The following is an 18,023-nucleotide window of genomic DNA, read 5'->3' on the forward strand; positions in this document are numbered from 1 at the left end:
GGGAGACCGCATGACCACGACCACCGCCGCCTACGGGACCTGGCCGTCGCCCGTCGACGCCGGGCTGACCGCCGCGCACGACGGACGTCCCGACCATCTCGGGGCCGTCGGCGACGAACTGTGGTGGACCGAGCCCCGCCCCACCGAGGAGGGCCGCCGCGCCCTCGTGCGACGGCGCGCCGACGGCACCGAGGAGAGCGTGCTGCCCGCCCCGTGGAACGTGCGCAGCCGGGTCCTCGAGTACGGGGGTCTGCCCTGGGCGGCGGCCGACCGGCCCGTCGGCGGACCGCTCGTCGTCTTCTGTCACCTCCCCGACCAGCGGCTGTACGTCCACGAGCCCGACGCCGCTCCCGGCGGCGCGCCCCGGCCGCTGACGCCGGTCTCCCCGGTCGGTGAGGGGCTGCGCTGGGCGGACCCGGTGATCCACCAGGACCGGGGCGAGGTGTGGTGCGTCCTGGAGGAGTACACGGGCCCCGCGCCGGCCGATGTGCGCCGGGTGCTCGTCGCCGTCCCGCTCGACGGCTCGGCCGCCGAGGACCGGGCGGCCGTGCGGGAACTGTCCGACGGGCGGCACCGGTTCGTGACCGGGCCCCGGCTCTCGCCGGACGGCCGCCGGGCCGCCTGGATCGCCTGGGACCACCCCCGGATGCCCTGGGACGGCACCGAGGTCCTGCTCGCCGAGGTCGGACCCGACGGGACCTTCCGGGACGCCAGGACCGTCGCGGGCGGGACCGCCGAGTCGATCCCGCAGGTCGGCTGGGACACGGCCGGCCGACTGCTCCTCGTCAGCGACCGCACCGGCTGGTGGAACCTCTACCGGGCGGACGTCGGCGCGGACGGCGGGCTCGACGGACAGACCGCCCTCTGTCCCCGCGCGGAGGAGTTCGGCGGGGCGCTGTGGCGGACCGGACTCACCTGGTTCACCCCCCTGGAGAACGGCCTGATCGCGGTCGTCCACGGCAAGGGCACCACCGCGCTCGGCATCCTCGACCCCGAGCGGGGCACCCTCGCCGACGCGGCGGGCCCCTGGACCGACTGGGCGCCGACGCTCACCGCGCACGGCACCCGGGTGGTCGGCGTCGCCGCCGGGCCGCGCACCTCCTACGAGATCGTCGAACTCGACACCCGCACCGGCCGTGCCCGGGTGGTCGGCGCCCGGCACACCGACGCCGTCGATCCCGCCCACTACACCGCACCCCGGCTCCGCACCTTCCCCGGCCCCGGCGGGCGGGAGATCCACGCCCACGTCCACCCGCCCCACCACCCCGGCTTCACCGGACCCGAGGGCGAACTGCCGCCCTATGTGATCCGGGCACACGGCGGACCCACCGGCCACGCCCCGCTCGTCCTCGACCTGGAGGTCACCTACTTCACCTCCCGGGGCATCGGCGTCGCCGTCGTCGACTACGGCGGCTCCACCGGATACGGCAGGGAGTACCGGGAGCGGCTCCGCGAGCAGTGGGGCGTCGTGGACGTCGAGGACTGCGCCGCCGTCGCCACCGCCCTCGCCGCCGAGGGCACCGCCGACCCGGACCGGCTCGCCGTGCGCGGCGGCAGCGCGGGCGGCTTCACGACCGCCGCCTCGCTCGCCACCACCGACGTGTACGCCTGCGGCACGATCGTCTACCCCGTCCTCGACCTGCGGGCCTGGGCCACCGGCGAGACCCACGACTTTGAATCCCGCTACCTCGAAGGGCTGGTCGGGCCGCTCGACGAGATGCCCGCGCGCTACAAGGAGCGCTCCCCGATCGAGCACGTCGACCGGATCACCGTGCCGTTCCTGCTGCTCCAGGGCCTGGCCGACGTCATCTGTCCGCCCGCGCAGGCCGAGCGCTTCCTCGCCCGCGCGGCGGGCCGGGGCGTGCCGCACGCCTACCTCTCCTTCGAGGGCGAGGGCCACGGCTTCCGGGGGGCGGACACCATGGTCCGCGCGCTGGAGGCCGAACTGTCCCTGTACGTGAGGACCTTCGGTGTCGAGAGGGACGACGTGCCCGAGCTGGAGTACCGGACGTGACGCCGCCGGACACCGAGGTCGGTGCGGGTGCGGGTGCGGGTGCCGGGCCCTTGGTCCGGCCGTCGAGGCTGCGGTCCGGGTCGCGCGTGGCGGTCGTCGCCCCGAGCGGGCCCGTCTCCGAGGAACGGCTGCGTGCGGGACTCGACATCCTGCGCGGCTGGGACCTGGAACCGGTGGTCGCCCCGCACGTCCTGGACGTCCACCCCGTCCTCGGACACCTGGCGGGTTCCGACCGGGACCGGGCCCGCGACCTGACCGAGGCCTGGTGCGACCCCTCGGTGGAGGCGGTGATCTGCGCGCGCGGCGGATACGGGGCCCAGCGCATGGTGGACCTCGTCGACTGGCGGGCGGTCCGGGCCGCCGGGCCCAAGGTCTTCGTCGGCTACAGCGACGTCACCGCCCTGCACGAGGCCTTCGCCGTCCGCACCGGGCAGGTCACCCTGCACGGCCCGATGGTCGCCGCCGGTACCTTCCTCACCGACCCGCGCACCCGGGAGTCGCTGCGGGCCACCCTGTTCGAGCCCGAGACGGTACGGACCCTCGGGCTGGACACCGCGCGGGCCCTGGCACCGGGCCGGGCCCGGGGCGTGACGCTCGGCGGCTGCGTCAGCCTCCTCGCGTCCGACCTGGGCACCCCGCACGGCCGGGCCTCGGCGCGCGGCGGGCTGCTGTTTCTGGAGGACGTGGGGGAGGAGCCGTACCGGCTCGACCGCGTTCTCACCCAGCTGCTGCGCTCCGGCTGGCTCGACGGGGTCGCGGGCATCGGCCTGGGCTCCTGGGCCGAGTGCGGCCCGTACGAGGAGGTACGGGCGGTGCTCGCCGACCGGCTCGGCGCGCTCGGGGTGCCGGTCGTGGAGGAGATGGGCTTCGGCCACGGCGAGACGGCCCTGACCGTGCCCCTCGGGGTGCCGGGAGTGCTCGACGCGGAGGAGGGGACGCTCACCCTCGACGTACCGGCCCTGAGCTGAGCCGGACCGGGCCTTGCGCGGGGGCGGGTGCGGGCGGACTTGGGCCGAGCCTCGAGCCGGACCGAGCCGGACCGAGCCGGACCGAGCCGGACCGAGCCGGACCGAGCCGGACTGGGGCGGACTGGGGCGGACCGGCTTGGACTGGGTCGGACCGAGCCGGGTCGCACTGGGATCGGGCTGGACCGGGTCGGGCCGAGTCAGGGTGGTGTCGGGTCCGAGTCCGGCTCGAACCCGACACCGGCCGGATGGCGGCCGGTCCCGGACCTGCCCGGGAGGCGACCGCACCGGGCCTCCCCGGGTCTCATCGGGCCGCACCGGGATCGGGCCGGACGGACGCCGGGTTTCCGGTGCTGTGCCCCGGCCGGGGACCCTGCCACGACCCCGGCTGCTGGGCCTGGCTCCCGGCTCCGTCCAGGCCCGATACCGGCCCGGTGGCCCGGCGCGCGGGTTACAGCACCGCGTACGCCGGGCGCACGATCTCGTCGATGATGCGGCGGCGCTCCGGGAGCGGCAGGAACGCGGCGTCGAGGGCGGCGACCGTGAACTCCTCGAAGACCTCGGGGCCGTACCCGAAGGCGTCCACCATGTGCTGGAACTCCTCGCTCATGGTGGTGCCGGAGACGAGCCGGTTGTCCGTGTTGAGCGTGATCCGGAAGCCGAGTCGGCGCAGCTCGTCGATCGGGTGGGAGGCGTAGTCCTTGGCCGCGCCCGTCTGGAGGTTCGACGTCGGGCACACCTCCAGGGCGATGCGGTTGTCACGGACGTACGAGGCCAGGCGGCCCAGGGTGCCGTCCTCGGCGATGTCGTCGGTGATCCGCACGCCGTGGCCGATCCGCTCCGTGCCGCAGACCTGCACGGCCTCCTGGATCGACTCCGCGCCGACGGCCTCGCCCGCGTGGATCGTGAAGTGGCAGTTCTCGCGCTTCAGGTGCTGGAACGCGGGGAGGTGCCGGGCGGGCGGGTTGCCGATCTCGCCGCCCGCGATGTCGAACCCGGCCACGCCGTTGTCGCGGTGCGCGACGGTGAGCCGGGCTATCTCCAGGGACCGGTCCGTGTGGCGCATCCCGGTGAGCAGGGTGCGGACGGTGATCCGCTGCCCGGCGCGGCGCTCGCCCTCGCGGAAACCGTCGTTGACCGCCTCGACGACCTCGTCCAGGGTGAGGCCCGCTTCGAGGTGCTGCTCGGGGGCGTAGCGGATCTCGGCGTAGACGACGCCGTCCGCCGCCAGGTCCTCGGCGGACTCGGCCGCGATGCGTGTGAGCGCCTCGCGGGTCTGCATGACCGCGCAGGTGTGGGCGAAGGTCTCCAGGTAGCGCTCCAGCGAACCGGAGTCGGCGGCGTCCCGGAACCAGACGGCGAGCGCGGCCGGGTCCTCGGTCGGCAGCGCGGTGTAGCCGCACTCCCGGGCCAGCTCGACGATGGTCGCGGGGCGCAGCCCGCCGTCGAGGTGATCGTGGAGGACGGCCTTGGGGGCCCGGCGGATCCACTCGGCGACGGCGGTGGCAGCGGGCGTGGCAGGGTTGTCAGACAAGTGCATGGCCGGGAAGTGTACGCCACGGGACCCGGACACGCTGAGGCCCCCTGGGTGAGCGGATGGGGAGATGGCTGGGACCGGGGCGAGGAAGGGGCCGGGCGGGTGCGTTCCGCAGGGCTGGGCCTGTGTGTTGCGGCGGGCGGGGCCGACTTCCTTCTGGGCCTCGGGCCTCTGGCCTCGGACCTCGGGCCTCGGGCCTCGGGCCCGTGATCCCGGACCGGCTCGCGCGAAGGCGCTCGCTCCGGCGTGCCCGTGCTCGGAGGTCTGCCTTCCCGTCCTGCGGGGCCCGGCCTTCCCGGGCCTCGTGGTCAGTGGGACTGGAGGACCGGCAGCGTCGGGGCGCCCGTCGGCAGCATGTGCTTCGCGGCCATCACCGGGGTGTCGCCGACCCGGACGATCTGGGTCACGAGCACGGCGGGCGTGTCCGCCGGGCGCCGCAACTGCTCCCCGCGCCGCCGCCCCAGCAGCGTCGCGGTGATCCCGCTGTGCGCGCCGAGCGCCGTCTCGCGCGAGGCTCCGAGCAGCACGGACAGCATCGAGACCGCAGGTCGGTGCCTGGTGGTCCGGCCGTCCGCCGTACCGGCTCCGGTCCTGCCGCCGCTCGCCGTGCCGAGACCGCGCCCCGCGCCGGAGCCCGTACCGCCACCCGTACCGGCGCGCGCGTCCCCCGGCGTCCCGCCGCCGTCCGGTCCGCCGTCGGTCCGTCCGCCGCCCGCGCCCGCCTCCGCCGCCCGCAGGGCGCGTGCGAACTCCGGGTGCACCTGGTCGAGCAGTTCGTCGGGGGCCGCCCATTCGTGGCTCAGGGCCGCTGCCGTGCCCTCCCCGGTCAGCAGCGACTCCCAGAACCGCAGCTCGGCCCCGGCGGGGGCGAGCAGGTGCTGGGTGGTGAAGTCCGTGGGCTCCTCGATCGTCCGCAGCAGGGCCCGTACGCGCAGCGGCGTCCCCGCCCCGATCAGCTCCTCCAGGGGCTGGATCTGCTCGAAGCCGCGCCGGGGCGGCCGGTCGTTGACCGTGCGGCCCACCCCGCGCCGGACGCTCAGCAGGCCGTCCTCCTGGAGCAGCAGCAGGGCCTCGCGCAGTGCCGGGCGGCTCACGCCCAGCTCGGCGGCGAGCTTCGGCTCGGAGGGGAGTGTCGAGCCCGGCGGGTAGGTGCCGTCGTGGACGGCGTCCGCGATCCGCTCGTAGAGGGCCACCACCGGGCGCCGCCGGTGTCCACTGACCGCCACAGCCGCTCCTCGCAATCGTCGCCGGCCCTCGTTCCGCCGGTGCCGGGCACCACCGTAGTCGGCCCGCGTTGTCTGACAAGTCACCCGTACGGCCCTGTTCACCATCACGGTGAGGCGCCGTCCGGCCCATTCTGGTCCCACGGCTGTGGCCGGGTACGACCGACGGCACGACGGAGGAGAGGGCCGGACATGAGTCCCAAGGAGACGTCACGGACATCGGGCGGGGGCAGGTCCAGGTTCGCCGAGTCCTTCACCCCGGGCCGGATCGTGATGATCGTCGTCGCGATCCTCACCCTCGTCTTCATCTTCGAGAACACCCGGGAGGTGAAGATCCGGCTGCTCATCCCCGAGGTCACGATGCCGCTGTACGGAGCCCTGCTGCTGGCCGCGCTGCTGGGCGCGGCCTGCGGCTACTACTTCGCGGCCCGGAGGCGCAAGTGAGACGGCGGGCCGTCGTGGGCGCGGGGGCGGTCCTCGCGCTGGCGGCCGTCGCCGTCAGTTCGGCGGAGGAGACCGCCGCGTCCTGGGAGGAGGCCGGGGAGAGGCCGGTGCCGGACTTCCTCGGGCGGGGCCTGTGGCGGGTCTTCACCCGCCTCGACCGCCGTACCCGGCTCGACGTCCACGACGTGAGCGGGCGGGACCGGCGGGTGCTCTGGCCGCCGAACTGGCGGGTGTGCACGCAGTACCCGGCGGCCGGAACGATTCTGGACCGGCGGACCACGGTGATGATCGGAGTCGTACGCAAGGGGGAGACCTGCCCGGCCCGGGTACGGACCGCCCGCCGCTGAGGGGGCCCGGTGCCCGGCGTCCGTACGCCTCGGGACGAGGTCGTCCGGTCGGAGGCCCGGCCCGGCCCAGACCGGTCGGCGGCCCGGCCCAGACCGGTCCGTGACCCTGTCCGGCCCGGACCAATCGAAGACCTGGCCCGGCAGTAGTGGCGACGGCCCGCTTCAGCTTCGGCCACCGAACCGCTCAGGCTCCCCGGTGGTCGGCACCGTTACCAGTCCCGCCCCGCCCGCCACGGACCGCGCCCTCTGCCGCGTACTGCTCCCGCCCGCCACGGAGCCCCGCGTTCCGGGCCCCGCGCTCCATCGTTCCCCCACCCCGCCCGCGAGCCGCTCCGTGCCCGTACCCCTACCCTGGCCCCATGTCCGATGATCCTGGCCGGTTCCTCGTCGCGGGGCCCCGCGTGGGGCTGCGGGAGTTCACCCCGGCGGACGCGGCGGAGTTCACCGCCCGCGCCCGGGAGAGCCGGGAGCTGCACCGCCCGTGGCTGTTCCCGCCGTGCACGGCAGAGGCGTACGTCCCGTACGCGAGCGCCCTCGTCGAGGACCCGGCGCGCGCCGGGTTCCTGGTGTGCGAGCGGGACGCGGACGACGGCATCGCGGGGTTCCTGAACGTCAACAACATCGTCCGGGGCGCCTTCCGCAGCGGCGCCCTCGGTTACGGCGCCTTCGCGCACGCCGCCGGGCGCGGACTGTTCACCGAGGCCCTCGGACTGTTCCTCGGGTACGCCTTTGGGACCCTGGACCTGCACCGCCTCGAAGCGAACATCCAGCCGGGCAACACCGCGTCACGCGCGCTCGTCCGCCGCGCGGGCTTCCGCCTCGAAGGGTTCTCCCCGGCGATGCTGTTCATCGACGGGTCCTGGCGCGACCACGAACGCTGGGCGATCACCGCCCCGGAGGACCCGGCCGGGCCACCGGCCTGACGGAAGCCCTGCCCGAGAGCGCGTCATCGGCACGGGACCCCGGCGCGGGCCAAGGAGCCCCCCGCGTGCCCCTCGGCGTCGAACCCCGACGGCAGCGACTCCCGGAAGGGGACCCCGGCGCGAGCACCCCTCCGCACAGGACCAGCGCCCCTCCGCGCAGGACCAGCGCCCCTCCGCCCAGGACTCCGGCGAACGCGCCCTGAGGAACCGCGTGAACGCCCCCTCGCGGAACGCGGGCGAACACACCTCCACGACGACCCCGCCCCGCGCCCTCAGCGCTTGCGGTTGATCTTCATCGTGTCGAGGTCGGTCACGGTCGAGCGCAGCCCCTTGTACCCGTGGCCCAGCTCCTTCAGCGCGGTCTCCACGCGGTCCTCCGCGAGCGCGCCCGCCATCTCGTCGCCGTCCTCCGCGTCGGAGACCACGACCAGACGGTACGAGAAGTGCTTCAGCGTCCGGTCGTAGGCCAGCGAGCCCTCCTCCGTGAACCGCATCGCGGTCAGCCCGTGCCGCTCGGACTCGGCGAGCAGCCGGACGCGGCTCTCCTCCGACAGACCGTCGAAGGTGCCGCGCACGATGACCCGGTAGGTGTGCTGCGTGCCCATTCCTCGTACTCCCTGTGCCCTGGTGCCCGGCCTCGGGGCGGCCGGCCGACCGTCCACCGTACGACGGGCCGCGCCCGGCCCGCCCGGAATTTCCGGACGCCCCCGCGCTCCCGGCCTTGCCGAAGCCCGATGTCGAGAGCCCCTGGTCAGGACGGGCTCCGACGTGTTCCATGGGTCAATGACGACCGTACGACGTGCCGTGCTGACGCTGCCCGCGGCCCCGTTGGGCCCGGACAACCCCCTTCCCGCACTGCGGGCCCCCGCCGGAGCCGGGGCCCACGCGGTCGACGCGGGAACCCTCGCGGAACTCCCGCGCGACATGGCCCGGGGCATAGGGCGGGCGCCCCTGCGGAGCCTGCTGCCCACCCCCGTGCGCGACGGCTACGGCCGCGACCGCACCCCCACGGACATCGACACGATCGTGATCGAGAACGACCACCTCAGAGCGACCGTCCTGCCCGGACTCGGCGGGCGCCTGTACTCCCTCCACCACAAGCCCACGGGCCGCGAACTCCTCTACCGCAACCCGGTGTTCCAGCCCGCGGCCTTCGCGCTCAACGGGGCCTGGTTCTCTGGCGGAGTCGAGTGGAACATCGGCGCCACCGGCCACACCACCCTGTCCTGCTCGCCCCTCCACGCGGCCGTCGTGCGCGCGCCCGACGGCGGGCCGATGCTCCGCCTCTGGGAGTGGGAACGCCTGCGTGACCTGCCGTTCCAGGTGGACCTGTGGCTCCCGGAGGACTCCGGCTTCCTGTACGCCGGAGTCCGGGTCCGCAACCCCCACGAGCGCACCGCACCCGTCTACTGGTGGTCGAACACCGCCGTGCCCGAGGACCGCCGCGTCCTGGCCCCCGCCACGACCGCCTGGCACCACGGCTACGAGCGCGGACTGCGGGCCGTACCCGTGCCGGTCACCGAGGACGGCACCGACCGCTCCCACCCGACGCGCAGCCACCACGCCGCCGACTGGTTCTACGACCTGCCGGAGGAACGGCGCCGCTGGATCGCCGCCCTCGACGCGGACGGCACCGGACTCGTCCAGACCTCCACGGACGCGCTGCGCGGCCGCAAGCTCTTCGTCTGGGGGACCGAGCGCGGCGGGCGGCGCTGGCAGGAGTGGCTGACGGAACCCGGCACGCCCGGATACGCGGAGATCCAGGCCGGTCTGGCCCGCACCCAGCTGGAACACCTGGAACTCCCGGGCGGCGAGGAGTTCAGCTGGCTGGAGGCGTACGGCCCGCTCGCCGCCGACCCCGCCACCGCACTCGGCGACGACTGGACCGCCGCCCGCGCCGAGGTGGAGGACCGGCTGGCCGGGGCGCTGCCGAGAGCCGCGGTCGAGGCCGCGTACACCGCCTGGCGGGAGGGTGCCGCCGACACCGAGCCGGACGAGGTCCTCGCCGCAGGTTCGGGCTGGGGAGCCCTCGAAGTCCTGCGCGGGGAATACGCGTTGCCCGGCACGCCGTTCCCCGAATCGACCCTCGGGCCGGACCAGCACCCCTGGCGCGAGCTGCTCCGCACCGGAGTCCTGCCGTCCCCGCTGCCGGGCGCCGCCCCGGGCGCGCCGCTCGTCGCCGCGCCCTGGCGGGACATGCTGGAGACCGCCCCGGCCGACCCCGCCACCGAGTACCACCTCGGGATCGCCCAGTGGCACGCCGACGACCGGGCCCAGGCGGTACGGAGCTGGGAACGGGGCCTGAAGGAGGCCGGTGCGCGCTGGCCGCTGCTCCGCTGCCTGGCCGTCGCCGACGAGGAGGACGGGCACCGCGAGCGGGCGGCCGAGCGCTTCGAGGAGGCCTACGCGGACCTGGACGCCACCAGGACGGCAGCCTCCGGGGGTTCGGACGGGGCAGCGGCGGAGTCGGCGGAGGCGGGGGAGTCCGGGGAGTCCGGGGAGTACGCGGACGGTGAGCGGCTCGCCGCCGCGCTCGGCCGGGAGGCGGTGGAGGCCCTGCTGGCCGTCGGCGCGGTGGACCGGGCCCGGTCCCTCTGGGAGCGGCTGCCCGAACGCGCCCGGTGCGCCGGGGCCCTGCGGTTCCTCGAAGCGCGTCTCCTGCTCGCCGAGGGCCGCGCGGAGCAGGCCCGCGCGGTCTTCGACGCGGGCTTCGAGGTCGCCGACCTGCGCGAGGGGGCCGAGGCCATCGGTGAGGTGTGGGCCCGGCTCACCGACGAACCCCTGCCGCACGCCTACGAGTTCAGGATGCGGCCGATCTGATCGAGGCGGGTGCGGGGGTGGTGGCCGCGCCGGAAGGAAAGGTGGTGCGGGCGACGGGGCGGGGACGGCCGGGGCGACGCGGGAGTACCGGTGCGGGCATCCGCGCTCCCGGCACGGGGGCCCCGATTCGCCGGGGGGCCGGCGGCGCCTGTCTCCGCGAGACCTTCCCGCCGCCCCCGGCGCCGGGGTCCGGCCGCCGCCCCCGCCCTCCTCACGGCACCCGGCACAGGACCTCCCCGTGCGGGACCAGGAACCAGGCGTCCTCCCGGGTGCCCCACTCCCGCCAGGCGTCCGCGATCGACTCCAGCGCGCCGGCCGTCGTGTGGCCGCCGGAGACCGCCAGGTCCGCGTAGACCGAGCCCGTCGTACGGTCCGCCCACAGGCCGCTCCACCAGGAGCGCTCCTCGGGCGTGGCGAAGCACCAGGTCGCGGCCGTCGTCGTGACATCGGTGAAACCGGCCTCCCGCGCCCAGGAGAACAGGCGCCGTCCCGCGTCCGGTTCGCCGCCGTTGGCGCGGGCGACGCGCCGGTACAGGTCCCGCCAGTCGTCGAGGGCGGGCGGCTCGGGATACCAGGCGAAGGCCCCGTAGTCGCTGTCGCGGGCCGCGACGACACCACCGGGACGGCAGACCCGGCGCATCTCGCGCAGCGCCCGCACCGGGTCGCCGACGTGCTGGAGCACCTGGTGGGCGTGGACCACGTCGAACGAGTCGTCGGGGAAGTCCAGCGCGTGGACGTCGGCGACCGTGAACTCGACGTTCCTCAGGCCGCGTTCCTCCGCCACGCCACGGGCCTTCGCCAGGACGTCCCCGGCCGCGTCCACGGCCGTCACCCGGCCGGGCGCGACCAGCGCCGCCAGGTCGGCGGTGATGGTGCCGGGGCCGCAGCCCACGTCCAGGACGTCGAGCCCCGCGCGCAGCTCGGGCAGCAGATAGGCGGCGGAGTTGGCGGCGGTCCGCCAGGTGTGCGAGCGCAGGACCGACTCGTGGTGGCCGTGGGTGTAGACGGCGGTCTCGCGGGCGGAGGCATGCGTCATGGAAGCGACTCCCTCGGTGTGGGTGCGTGCCGTCACCGTACGCGCGCATGTCGTATTGTGAGATATGCGTCTTGAGATATGGACACTGGTGAGGCTGGCTCACTCGGACAGTGCCTTCAGGTAGCGGAGTTCGTCGAGCAGCACACCGCCCGTCTCCTCCCGGACGGTCACCCCGTCGGGCCGCCACCCCGCCGCCTCGTAGAACCGGCGCGCACGCGCGTTGCCCGCCAGGACCCACAGCGCCGCCGTGCGGTACCCCTCCCGTGCCAGTGCTCGAGTCGACGCCCCGAGCAGCGCGCGGCCGACACCCGTGCCCCACACCTCCGGCAGGGCGTACAGCGCCGCGAGTTCGGCCGTGCTCCCGGGTGCGAAGCCCTCGCCCCGCCAGGCCCGGAAACAGCTGAAGGCGACCGTCCGCCCTCCCGCGCCGCTCGCGACCAGGACCCGGGGCCGGTCCGGGGCCGTGAGGCGGGCCCGCCACAGGGCGGTCCGCTCGTCCACGTCCAGGGAGGCCAGGTACGGGCCGGGGAGCAGTTCGCGGTAGGCGGCCCGCCAGGACAGGACGTGCACGGCGGCCACGCCCGCCGCGTCCCCGGGAAGCGCCTCGCGGACCACCGCCGGGACGGACGATCGCGCCCGTACGTCCATCGTGTCCACGGGTGCGGGTGAAGGTGCGGGTGAAGGCGCGGGCGGGTCCGCGTCCCCGGGGGCAGGCGCCTGTGCCGGTCTCGTCATGCCGCATTGTCGACCCGCGCGGGCCGACAAGTCTCCGGGATTCCGCGAGGCCGCGACCGGGGACGGGGTCGGGGGTCGGGCGGGCCCCGTCCGTCCCCTCCGTCCCGGTCTGCCGGACCCGCGTGTGACAGCCGCGTGAACAGACCGTCCCGGGCGCCCCCGCGCCCCTAGGATCGGGCCGCGCCGCCGCCCGGCGGGCCGTCGCTTCCCGTGCCGAGGAGTCCCGTGCCGCACCCGCCCGTGCCCGCCCGCCGCACCCTGCTCACCCTGCTCGCGGCCGGTCCGGCGGCCTCCGCGCTCGGCGGGCTCGCCACGGCTCCCGCCCGCGCCGCGTCCGGCACGACCGCCACCCCCGGCCCCACCGTGCCGGGTCCCACCGTCCCCGGCATCGTCAAAGCGCTCCCGGACGAGCACTTCACCGTCCGGGGCACCAACGCCGAGGCGCGGTTCGACGCCTTCGGCGACACCGGGTTCCTCACTCCCCACGACCGCTTCTTCGTCCGCAACCACACCACCACCCCGGTCCTGGACGCCGCCGACTGGCGCCTCACCCTCTGGGGCGACGGACTGCACGGCCGGGACCCGGTCCACTTCACCTACGGGCAGCTCCGCGACCTGCCCTCCGTCACCCGTACGGCCCTGATCGAGTGCGCCGGGAACGGCCGCAGCCTCTACACGAGCCAGCAGGGCGAGCCGGTCACCGGTACCTCCTGGACCCTCGGCGCCGTCGGGGCCGCCCGCTGGCGCGGTGTCCGTCTCTCCGACGTGCTCCACCGGGCCGGGATCGCCCGCGACGCCGTCGCCCTCCAGCCGCGCGGCCTGGACGCCCCGTACGTCTCCGGCGGCATCGACTACGGACGGGTCCGCCGCCCGCTGCCGGTCGCCAAGGCCTTCGACGACGTGATCCTCGCGTACGAGATGAACGGCGAGCCCCTGCCGTACGACCACGGGTACCCCGTCCGGCTCGTCGTGCCCTCCTGGGTCGGCATCGCCTCGATCAAGTGGCTGGGTGACATCGAGGTGTCCACCCGCCCGCTGACCTCGCCCTGGTCCACCGACTGGTACCGGCTGTTCGGCCCCGCCCATCCGGAGGGCGGCAGCGAGCCCATCGGCCGCCAGACCCTCAAGTCCGCCTTCCAACTGCCCTTCGGAGCCACCCTGGAGGCCGGTCGACCGCACCGGCTCACCGGCCGCGCCTGGTCCGCGCTGGCGCCCGTCCGGTCCGTCGAGGTCTCCACCGACGGCGGCGCCCGCTGGCGGCCCGCCCGGCTCCTCGACACCCCCCGGCGCGGCGGCTGGGTCCGCTGGTCGGCCCCCTGGCGCCCGCACCGCACCGGGCCCGTCACCCTGCTCTCCCGCACCACCGACACCGCGGGCAACACCCAGCCCGAGCGGGCCGTCCACAACACCCAGGGGTACCTCTTCAACGCGGTCGTACGGCACCCGGTCACCGTCGCCTGACCCGCCTGACCCGCCTGACCCGCCTGACCCGCCTGACCCGCCTGACCGGCCCGGACCGCGCCCCGGGCCGTTCCTCCGGGCGCCGCCCGCCCGTCGCCCGATACGCCCCCAGGAACGGCGAGAACAGGAGAACCTTCGTATAAAGGGCATGGGGGTGCCGTCCCGGCGCCCCGGTGCGCCCAGGAGGTACGGGACATGAGGGAGACGGCTCCGGACGGTCGCGGCCCGGTGCGCCACGGCCCTCCCGGCCCCGACAGCGGACTGCCCGTCCTGCCGGGACTCGCCGGTCTCCTCGCCGCCGCCGCGGACCGCACCGCCCCCGAGCCCCCCGGCGGCGGACCCGTCCTGCGTGAGGCCGCCTCCGGCTACTGGTGGCGCCGGGGCCTGCGCACCCACCCCGAGGACGTGGTGGCCGCCCCCGGCGCCCCCGCCCTGCTGCTCGCCCTGCTCGCCGCGCACGGCGGCGACGTACTGCTGCCCCGGCCCTGTCCCGCCTGGTGGACCCCGCAGGCCCGCCTCCTGGGCCGCCCCGCCTACCACGTGCCGACACCCGCCGAGTGCGGTGGCGTCCCCGATCCGTACGCCCTCCTGGAGACCGTCCGGCGGGTCCGGGCGGAGGGCGGTACGCCGCGCGTCCTGCTGCTCTCCGTCGCCGACGACCCCACCGGCACCGTCGCACCGCCCGAGATCGTCCGCGAGGCGTGCGAGGCCGCCGTCGCCGAGGGCCTCCACGTCATCAGCGACGAGACCTGGCGCGACACCCTCCACCACCCCGGGGACGACGTGTTCCTCAGCCCGGCCGAGATGTGCCCCGGCGAGGTCACCGTCCTCGCCGACCTCGCGGGCGCGCTCACCCCCGCCGCCTGGCCCTGCGGCGTCGCCCGCTTCCCGCCCGTGGGCCAGGCCCGCGCCGACCGCTGGAGCGACCACAGGGCCCGCGTCCTGGACGTCCTCACCGTCCTCGGAGCCGTCGTCCCCGGGCCGGTGGCCCCCGCCGCCGCGCACGCCCTCGACGAGCCCGAGGACGTCACCGTACGGGCCGGCCGCGCCGCCACGGTCCACGGGAGCCTCGCCGCCGCGGCGCACCGCGCGGTCCTCGCGGCGGGCGCCCTCGCCCGGCCCCCGAGGGCCGGGCGTCACCTCTACGCCGACCTCGGGCCGCTGCGCGCCGGGCTCGCGGACCGGGGCGTCACCGACTCCCTGGAACTGGAGGACCACCTCACCGCCCGGCTGGGCGCCCCCGCCACCGGCGGCCAGCGCCTCGGCGACGAACTCGGCGCCCTGCGCGTCCGGTTCGGCACCGGCATGTTCCTGGGGGCGACGGCGGAGGAGCGCTCCGGGACGCTCACGGCGGACGACCCGGTGAGCCTCCCGCACGTCGCCCGGAGACTGGCGGAGTTCGGCGCGGCCCTGGAGGAACTCGGATGACCCGCCCCACGGACACCCCGCCCTCGGTCCGCCGCCGGACCCGTACGTCCGGCGTCGCCCCGACGGCTGGAACCACCGCCCTCACCGTCCCCGCCCGGGCCAGGGCCGCCACTACGGCCCCGGCGCCCGCCCCGTCCGCCACCCTCCCAGGCCCCGGCCCCGGCCGCCCGCACGGCCGTACGCCCGGCGCCCGGCCGGGACCCGTACTCCCGGCCCCGCCCCGCCCGCCGCCCGTACGGGCCCGGCCCGTACCCCAGGCGACGAGCGGCCCCGTACGCCCGGTGGTCGCACCCCCGAGCACCAGGGCGTGTTTCGAAAGTCCCGCCTGCCTGGCGACGCCCGGCACGCACGCTCGCCGCGTTGTCGGGATCACCCCGATACATCCAGTATCGGGGCGACCCTCCGCCTTGCGATCGCACGCACCGGACGCCGCCAGGCCTGCCCTCCGGGCAGACGACGCTCCTTTCGAAACACGCCCTAGCCCCCTCCACCCCGCGCGGAACGGAGCCCGCAGATGACCGAACGCACGGCCGACCCCGCGCGGGCCCCCCGGACCCCGCACCACCCCGGCCCGGACGTCGGGGCCGGGCTCCAGCCCCTGGGGCGGCTCCGGGCGGACTGGCCCCGCAGCTTCGCCGACCGGCTCACCGCCCCCCTCCCCGGTGTCCGGGCCCTCGCCCGGCTGGCCAGGGAGGGATCCGTGCGGCCCCGCGCCGAAGCACTCAGGGACATCCCCCTGCTCCCCTTCGAACCGGGCCCGCTGCCGCTCGCCGGGCCCGACACCCTCGCCGTCACCTGGGCGGGCCACGCGAGCTGGGTGCTGCGCGTCGGCGGCCTCACCGTCCTCACCGACCCCGTCTGGTCCCGCCGCATCTTCGGCACCCCCGCCCGGCTCACCCCGGTCGGCGTCCGCTGGGAGGACCTGCCGCCCGTCGACGCCGTGGTCATCAGCCACAACCACTTCGACCACCTCGACGCCCCGACCCTGAAACGGCTGCCCCGCGACACCCCGCTGTTCGTCCCCGCCGGGCTCGGCCGCTGGTTCGTCCGCCGCCGGTTCACCCGGGTCACCGAACTCGACTGGTGGGAGGCGGCCGAACTCGACGGCGTCCGCTTCGACTTCGTCCCCGCCCACCACTGGTCCAAGCGCACCCTCCTGGACACCTGCCGCTCGCTGTGGGGCGGCTGGGTGCTCACCGACGCGGCCGGCCGCCGGGTCCACTTCGCCGGGGACACCGGCTACGGCCACTGGTTCGCCGAGATCGGCGGCCGCTACCCCGGCATCGAGCTGGCACTGCTCCCGATCGGCGCCTACGACCCCCGCTGGTGGCTCAGCGACGTCCACACCGACCCCGAGGAGGCGGTCCGCGCCCATCAGGACCTGGGCGCCCGCCGGATGGCCCCGATGCACTGGGCCACCTTCGTGCTGTCGTGCGAGCCCGTCCTCGAACCACTCGCCCGGGTCAGGGCCGCCTGGGACAGGGCCGGGCTGCCCCGCGAGGACCTGTGGGACCTGCCGGTCGGCGGCTCACGCGTGCTCGCCCCCTGAAGCCCCCGCCCCCGGCGCCCCGCCCGCGCCCCCGTCCGTCCCGCGCTTCGGCCCCCGTACCCGCCGCCACAGCGCGGGCCCCGCGCTGATCAGCAGCGTCAGACCCACCGCCGCGACGACCCCCTGCCACGGCTCGGGGAAGAGCGAACCGCCCAGGACGCCGATCAGCTGGTACGTCGCCGCCCAGGCCAGGCACGCCGCCACGTCCCCGCGCACGAACCGCCGCAGCGGCATCTCCGACAGCAGACAGGCCAGCATGACGGGGATGCGCCCGGCCGGTACGAGCCGGGACAGGACCAGGACGGACACCTGACGCGTCTCCAGCCGCTCCCGCGCGTGGGCGAGCCGCTCCGGCGTCACCCGGCCGCGCAGGGCCTCCAGCCAGCGCGAGCCGTTGCGGGAGCGGACCCCGCGCTGTCCGAGCCAGTACAGGGCCGTGTCGCCGAGGCAGGCGGCGACCGCGGACACGAGGAAGACGAAGAGCAGGGAGAACGGTGAACCCTGGTGGAAGGCCACCACCGCCGCCGAACTGACCAGGGCGCCCGTCGGCACGACCGGGACCAGCGCGCCGAGCGCCACCAGCAGGAACAGCGAGGGGTACCCCACCGCCTGCGCGGTCGACTCCGGCGGCAGCTCCCGTACGACCGCCGCGATCCGGGTGAATCCGTCGATCACCGGGCGACCTCCGGCCGCACCCGCTCGCCGTGGCCGAGCAGATGGACCGCCACCCGGGGCGCGAGCCGTGCCGCGTGCCGGACGAACTCGTCGCCCGGCGAGTGGAACTCGTGCGGCCGCACTCCCTCCAGGCCGATCGGCCAGTACGTGCCGTAGTGCACCGGTACCGCCGCCGCCGGGGACAGCGCCGCCAGCGCCTGCGCGGCACGGCCCGCGTCCAGATGCCCGTGCCCCAGGTACGGGCCCCAGCCGCCGACCGGCAGCAGGGCCACGTCCACCGGTCCGACCGCCTCGGCCATGCCGTCGAAGAGCCCGGTGTCCCCGGCGAAGTACGTCCGCGCCTCGCCCTCGACGACGTATCCGAGCGCGGGAGCGCGGTGCGGCCCCACCGGCAGCCGCCGTCCGTCGTGGCGCGCGGGCACCGCCCGTACCGTCACCCCCTCCACCGTCACGGTGTCGCCCGGCCCCACCTCGGCGAGGCGCAGCCCGTGCCCGTCGAGCCTGCGCAGTCCCGGCACGGCGGCCGGGGCGCCGCGCGGCACGATCAGCAGGGTGCCGGGCGCGAGCCGGGCCAGCGACGGCAGGTGCAGGTGGTCGGCGTGCAGGTGCGAGACGAGGACGGCCTCGGCGCGGGTCGCCTCGGGCGGGGGCGCGGCCCCGCGCCGCCGCCGCAGATGCGCGAGCCGCCGGGCGAACAGCGGATCGGTGAGGAAACGGACCCCGGAGTCCTCGACCGTGCAGGTCGCGTGACCCCACCAGGTGACCTCCACCGGCATGCCGCCCTCCGTCCTCCGGGGGCCGGGCCGCCGTTCACGATGTCCGGCGCCGTTCCGTACCTCCGTAACGAGGGTAAATGTCCGGGGAGG

Annotated in this window: 16 protein-coding genes; 9 read left to right on the forward strand and 7 right to left on the reverse strand. The window is 75.9% G+C overall.

The genetic code is table 11. From position 1 onward, the window contains the following. Nucleotides 1-10 precede the first annotated feature (10 nt). Together ACIRQY_RS00710 and ACIRQY_RS00715 are read left to right on the forward strand one after the other, a co-directional pair. Nucleotides 11-2,014 (forward strand): S9 family peptidase, encoded by a 2,004-nt coding sequence (locus tag ACIRQY_RS00710; RefSeq protein WP_403921185.1) that lies wholly within the window; start codon nucleotides 11-13, stop codon nucleotides 2,012-2,014. Beyond that, nucleotides 2,011-2,982: an LD-carboxypeptidase gene (locus tag ACIRQY_RS00715; protein ID WP_403921188.1), complete on the forward strand. Its 972-nt coding sequence runs from the start codon at nucleotides 2,011-2,013 to the stop codon at nucleotides 2,980-2,982. The genes ACIRQY_RS00710 and ACIRQY_RS00715 overlap by 4 nt, the downstream gene beginning before the upstream one ends. 448 nt (nucleotides 2,983-3,430) lie before the next feature. Here the strand turns inward: ACIRQY_RS00715 and ACIRQY_RS00720 are convergent, their stop codons facing one another. Then, a complete protein-coding gene (locus tag ACIRQY_RS00720) occupies nucleotides 3,431-4,519 on the reverse strand; it encodes an adenosine deaminase (protein WP_403921191.1) in 1,089 nt (362 codons plus the stop codon). Nucleotides 4,520-4,824: 305 nt separating this feature from the next. Further along, entirely contained in the window at nucleotides 4,825-5,742 is a 918-nt protein-coding gene (locus ACIRQY_RS00725; protein WP_403921193.1) for a GntR family transcriptional regulator, read from the reverse strand. 189 nt (nucleotides 5,743-5,931) lie between these two features. Here ACIRQY_RS00725 and ACIRQY_RS00730 point away from each other — a divergent pair, with 189 nt between their 5' ends. From ACIRQY_RS00730 to ACIRQY_RS00740, 3 genes are all read left to right on the forward strand, one after another. Further along, entirely contained in the window at nucleotides 5,932-6,183 is a 252-nt protein-coding gene (locus ACIRQY_RS00730; RefSeq protein WP_351780195.1) for a DUF1049 domain-containing protein, read from the forward strand. Beyond that, entirely contained in the window at nucleotides 6,180-6,530 is a 351-nt protein-coding gene (locus tag ACIRQY_RS00735) for a hypothetical protein (RefSeq protein WP_403921197.1), read from the forward strand. The genes ACIRQY_RS00730 and ACIRQY_RS00735 overlap by 4 nt, the downstream gene beginning before the upstream one ends. A 359-nt stretch (nucleotides 6,531-6,889) precedes the next feature. Beyond that, nucleotides 6,890-7,453 (forward strand): GNAT family N-acetyltransferase, encoded by a 564-nt coding sequence (locus tag ACIRQY_RS00740; RefSeq protein WP_403921200.1) that lies wholly within the window; start codon nucleotides 6,890-6,892, stop codon nucleotides 7,451-7,453. Nucleotides 7,454-7,725: 272 nt separating this feature from the next. On the opposite strand, the gene ACIRQY_RS00745 is transcribed toward ACIRQY_RS00740, so the two are convergent. Next, nucleotides 7,726-8,058 carry a DUF6204 family protein gene (locus ACIRQY_RS00745; protein ID WP_351780188.1) on the reverse strand — a complete coding sequence of 111 codons (333 nt, stop codon included), beginning with the start codon at nucleotides 8,056-8,058 and terminating at the stop codon, nucleotides 7,726-7,728. A gap of 178 nt (nucleotides 8,059-8,236) precedes the next feature. On the opposite strand from ACIRQY_RS00745, the gene ACIRQY_RS00750 reads away from it, so the two are divergent. Next, on the forward strand, nucleotides 8,237-10,273 hold the full coding sequence (locus tag ACIRQY_RS00750) for a DUF5107 domain-containing protein (RefSeq protein WP_403921203.1): 2,037 nt from the start codon (nucleotides 8,237-8,239) through the stop codon (nucleotides 10,271-10,273). Between the two features lie 211 nt (nucleotides 10,274-10,484). Here the strand turns inward: ACIRQY_RS00750 and ACIRQY_RS00755 are convergent, their stop codons facing one another. Together ACIRQY_RS00755 and ACIRQY_RS00760 are read right to left on the reverse strand one after the other, a co-directional pair. Next, the gene (locus ACIRQY_RS00755; protein ID WP_403921206.1) at nucleotides 10,485-11,309 is read right to left on the reverse strand and encodes a methyltransferase domain-containing protein; all 825 of its coding nucleotides are present in this window, start codon (nucleotides 11,307-11,309) and stop codon (nucleotides 10,485-10,487) included. 99 nt (nucleotides 11,310-11,408) lie between these two features. Beyond that, the gene (locus ACIRQY_RS00760; protein ID WP_403922248.1) at nucleotides 11,409-11,957 is read right to left on the reverse strand and encodes a GNAT family N-acetyltransferase; all 549 of its coding nucleotides are present in this window, start codon (nucleotides 11,955-11,957) and stop codon (nucleotides 11,409-11,411) included. 312 nt (nucleotides 11,958-12,269) lie between these two features. On the opposite strand from ACIRQY_RS00760, the gene ACIRQY_RS00765 reads away from it, so the two are divergent. From ACIRQY_RS00765 to ACIRQY_RS00775, 3 genes are all read left to right on the forward strand, one after another. Then, a complete protein-coding gene (locus ACIRQY_RS00765) occupies nucleotides 12,270-13,505 on the forward strand; it encodes a sulfite oxidase (protein ID WP_403921209.1) in 1,236 nt (411 codons plus the stop codon). Between the two features lie 195 nt (nucleotides 13,506-13,700). Then, nucleotides 13,701-14,933, forward strand: coding sequence for an aminotransferase class I/II-fold pyridoxal phosphate-dependent enzyme (locus ACIRQY_RS00770; protein WP_403921212.1), 1,233 nt, complete (start codon nucleotides 13,701-13,703; stop codon nucleotides 14,931-14,933). Nucleotides 14,934-15,447: 514 nt separating this feature from the next. Next, nucleotides 15,448-16,482, forward strand: coding sequence for an MBL fold metallo-hydrolase (locus tag ACIRQY_RS00775; RefSeq protein WP_403921215.1), 1,035 nt, complete (start codon nucleotides 15,448-15,450; stop codon nucleotides 16,480-16,482). Here the strand turns inward: ACIRQY_RS00775 and ACIRQY_RS00780 are convergent. Both ACIRQY_RS00780 and ACIRQY_RS00785 read right to left on the reverse strand, forming a co-directional pair. After that, nucleotides 16,462-17,157, reverse strand: a complete 696-nt coding sequence (locus tag ACIRQY_RS00780; RefSeq protein WP_403921218.1) for a DedA family protein — start codon at nucleotides 17,155-17,157, stop codon at nucleotides 16,462-16,464. The two genes, ACIRQY_RS00775 and ACIRQY_RS00780, sit on opposite strands and share 21 nt — an antisense overlap. Beyond that, nucleotides 17,154-17,933, reverse strand: a complete 780-nt coding sequence (locus ACIRQY_RS00785) for an MBL fold metallo-hydrolase (RefSeq protein WP_403921222.1) — start codon at nucleotides 17,931-17,933, stop codon at nucleotides 17,154-17,156. The genes ACIRQY_RS00780 and ACIRQY_RS00785 overlap by 4 nt, the downstream gene beginning before the upstream one ends. Nucleotides 17,934-18,023: the final 90 nt, after the last annotated feature.

The organism is Streptomyces sp. NPDC101490 (assembly GCF_044767145.1).
GTDB lineage: Bacteria > Actinomycetota > Actinomycetes > Streptomycetales > Streptomycetaceae > Streptomyces.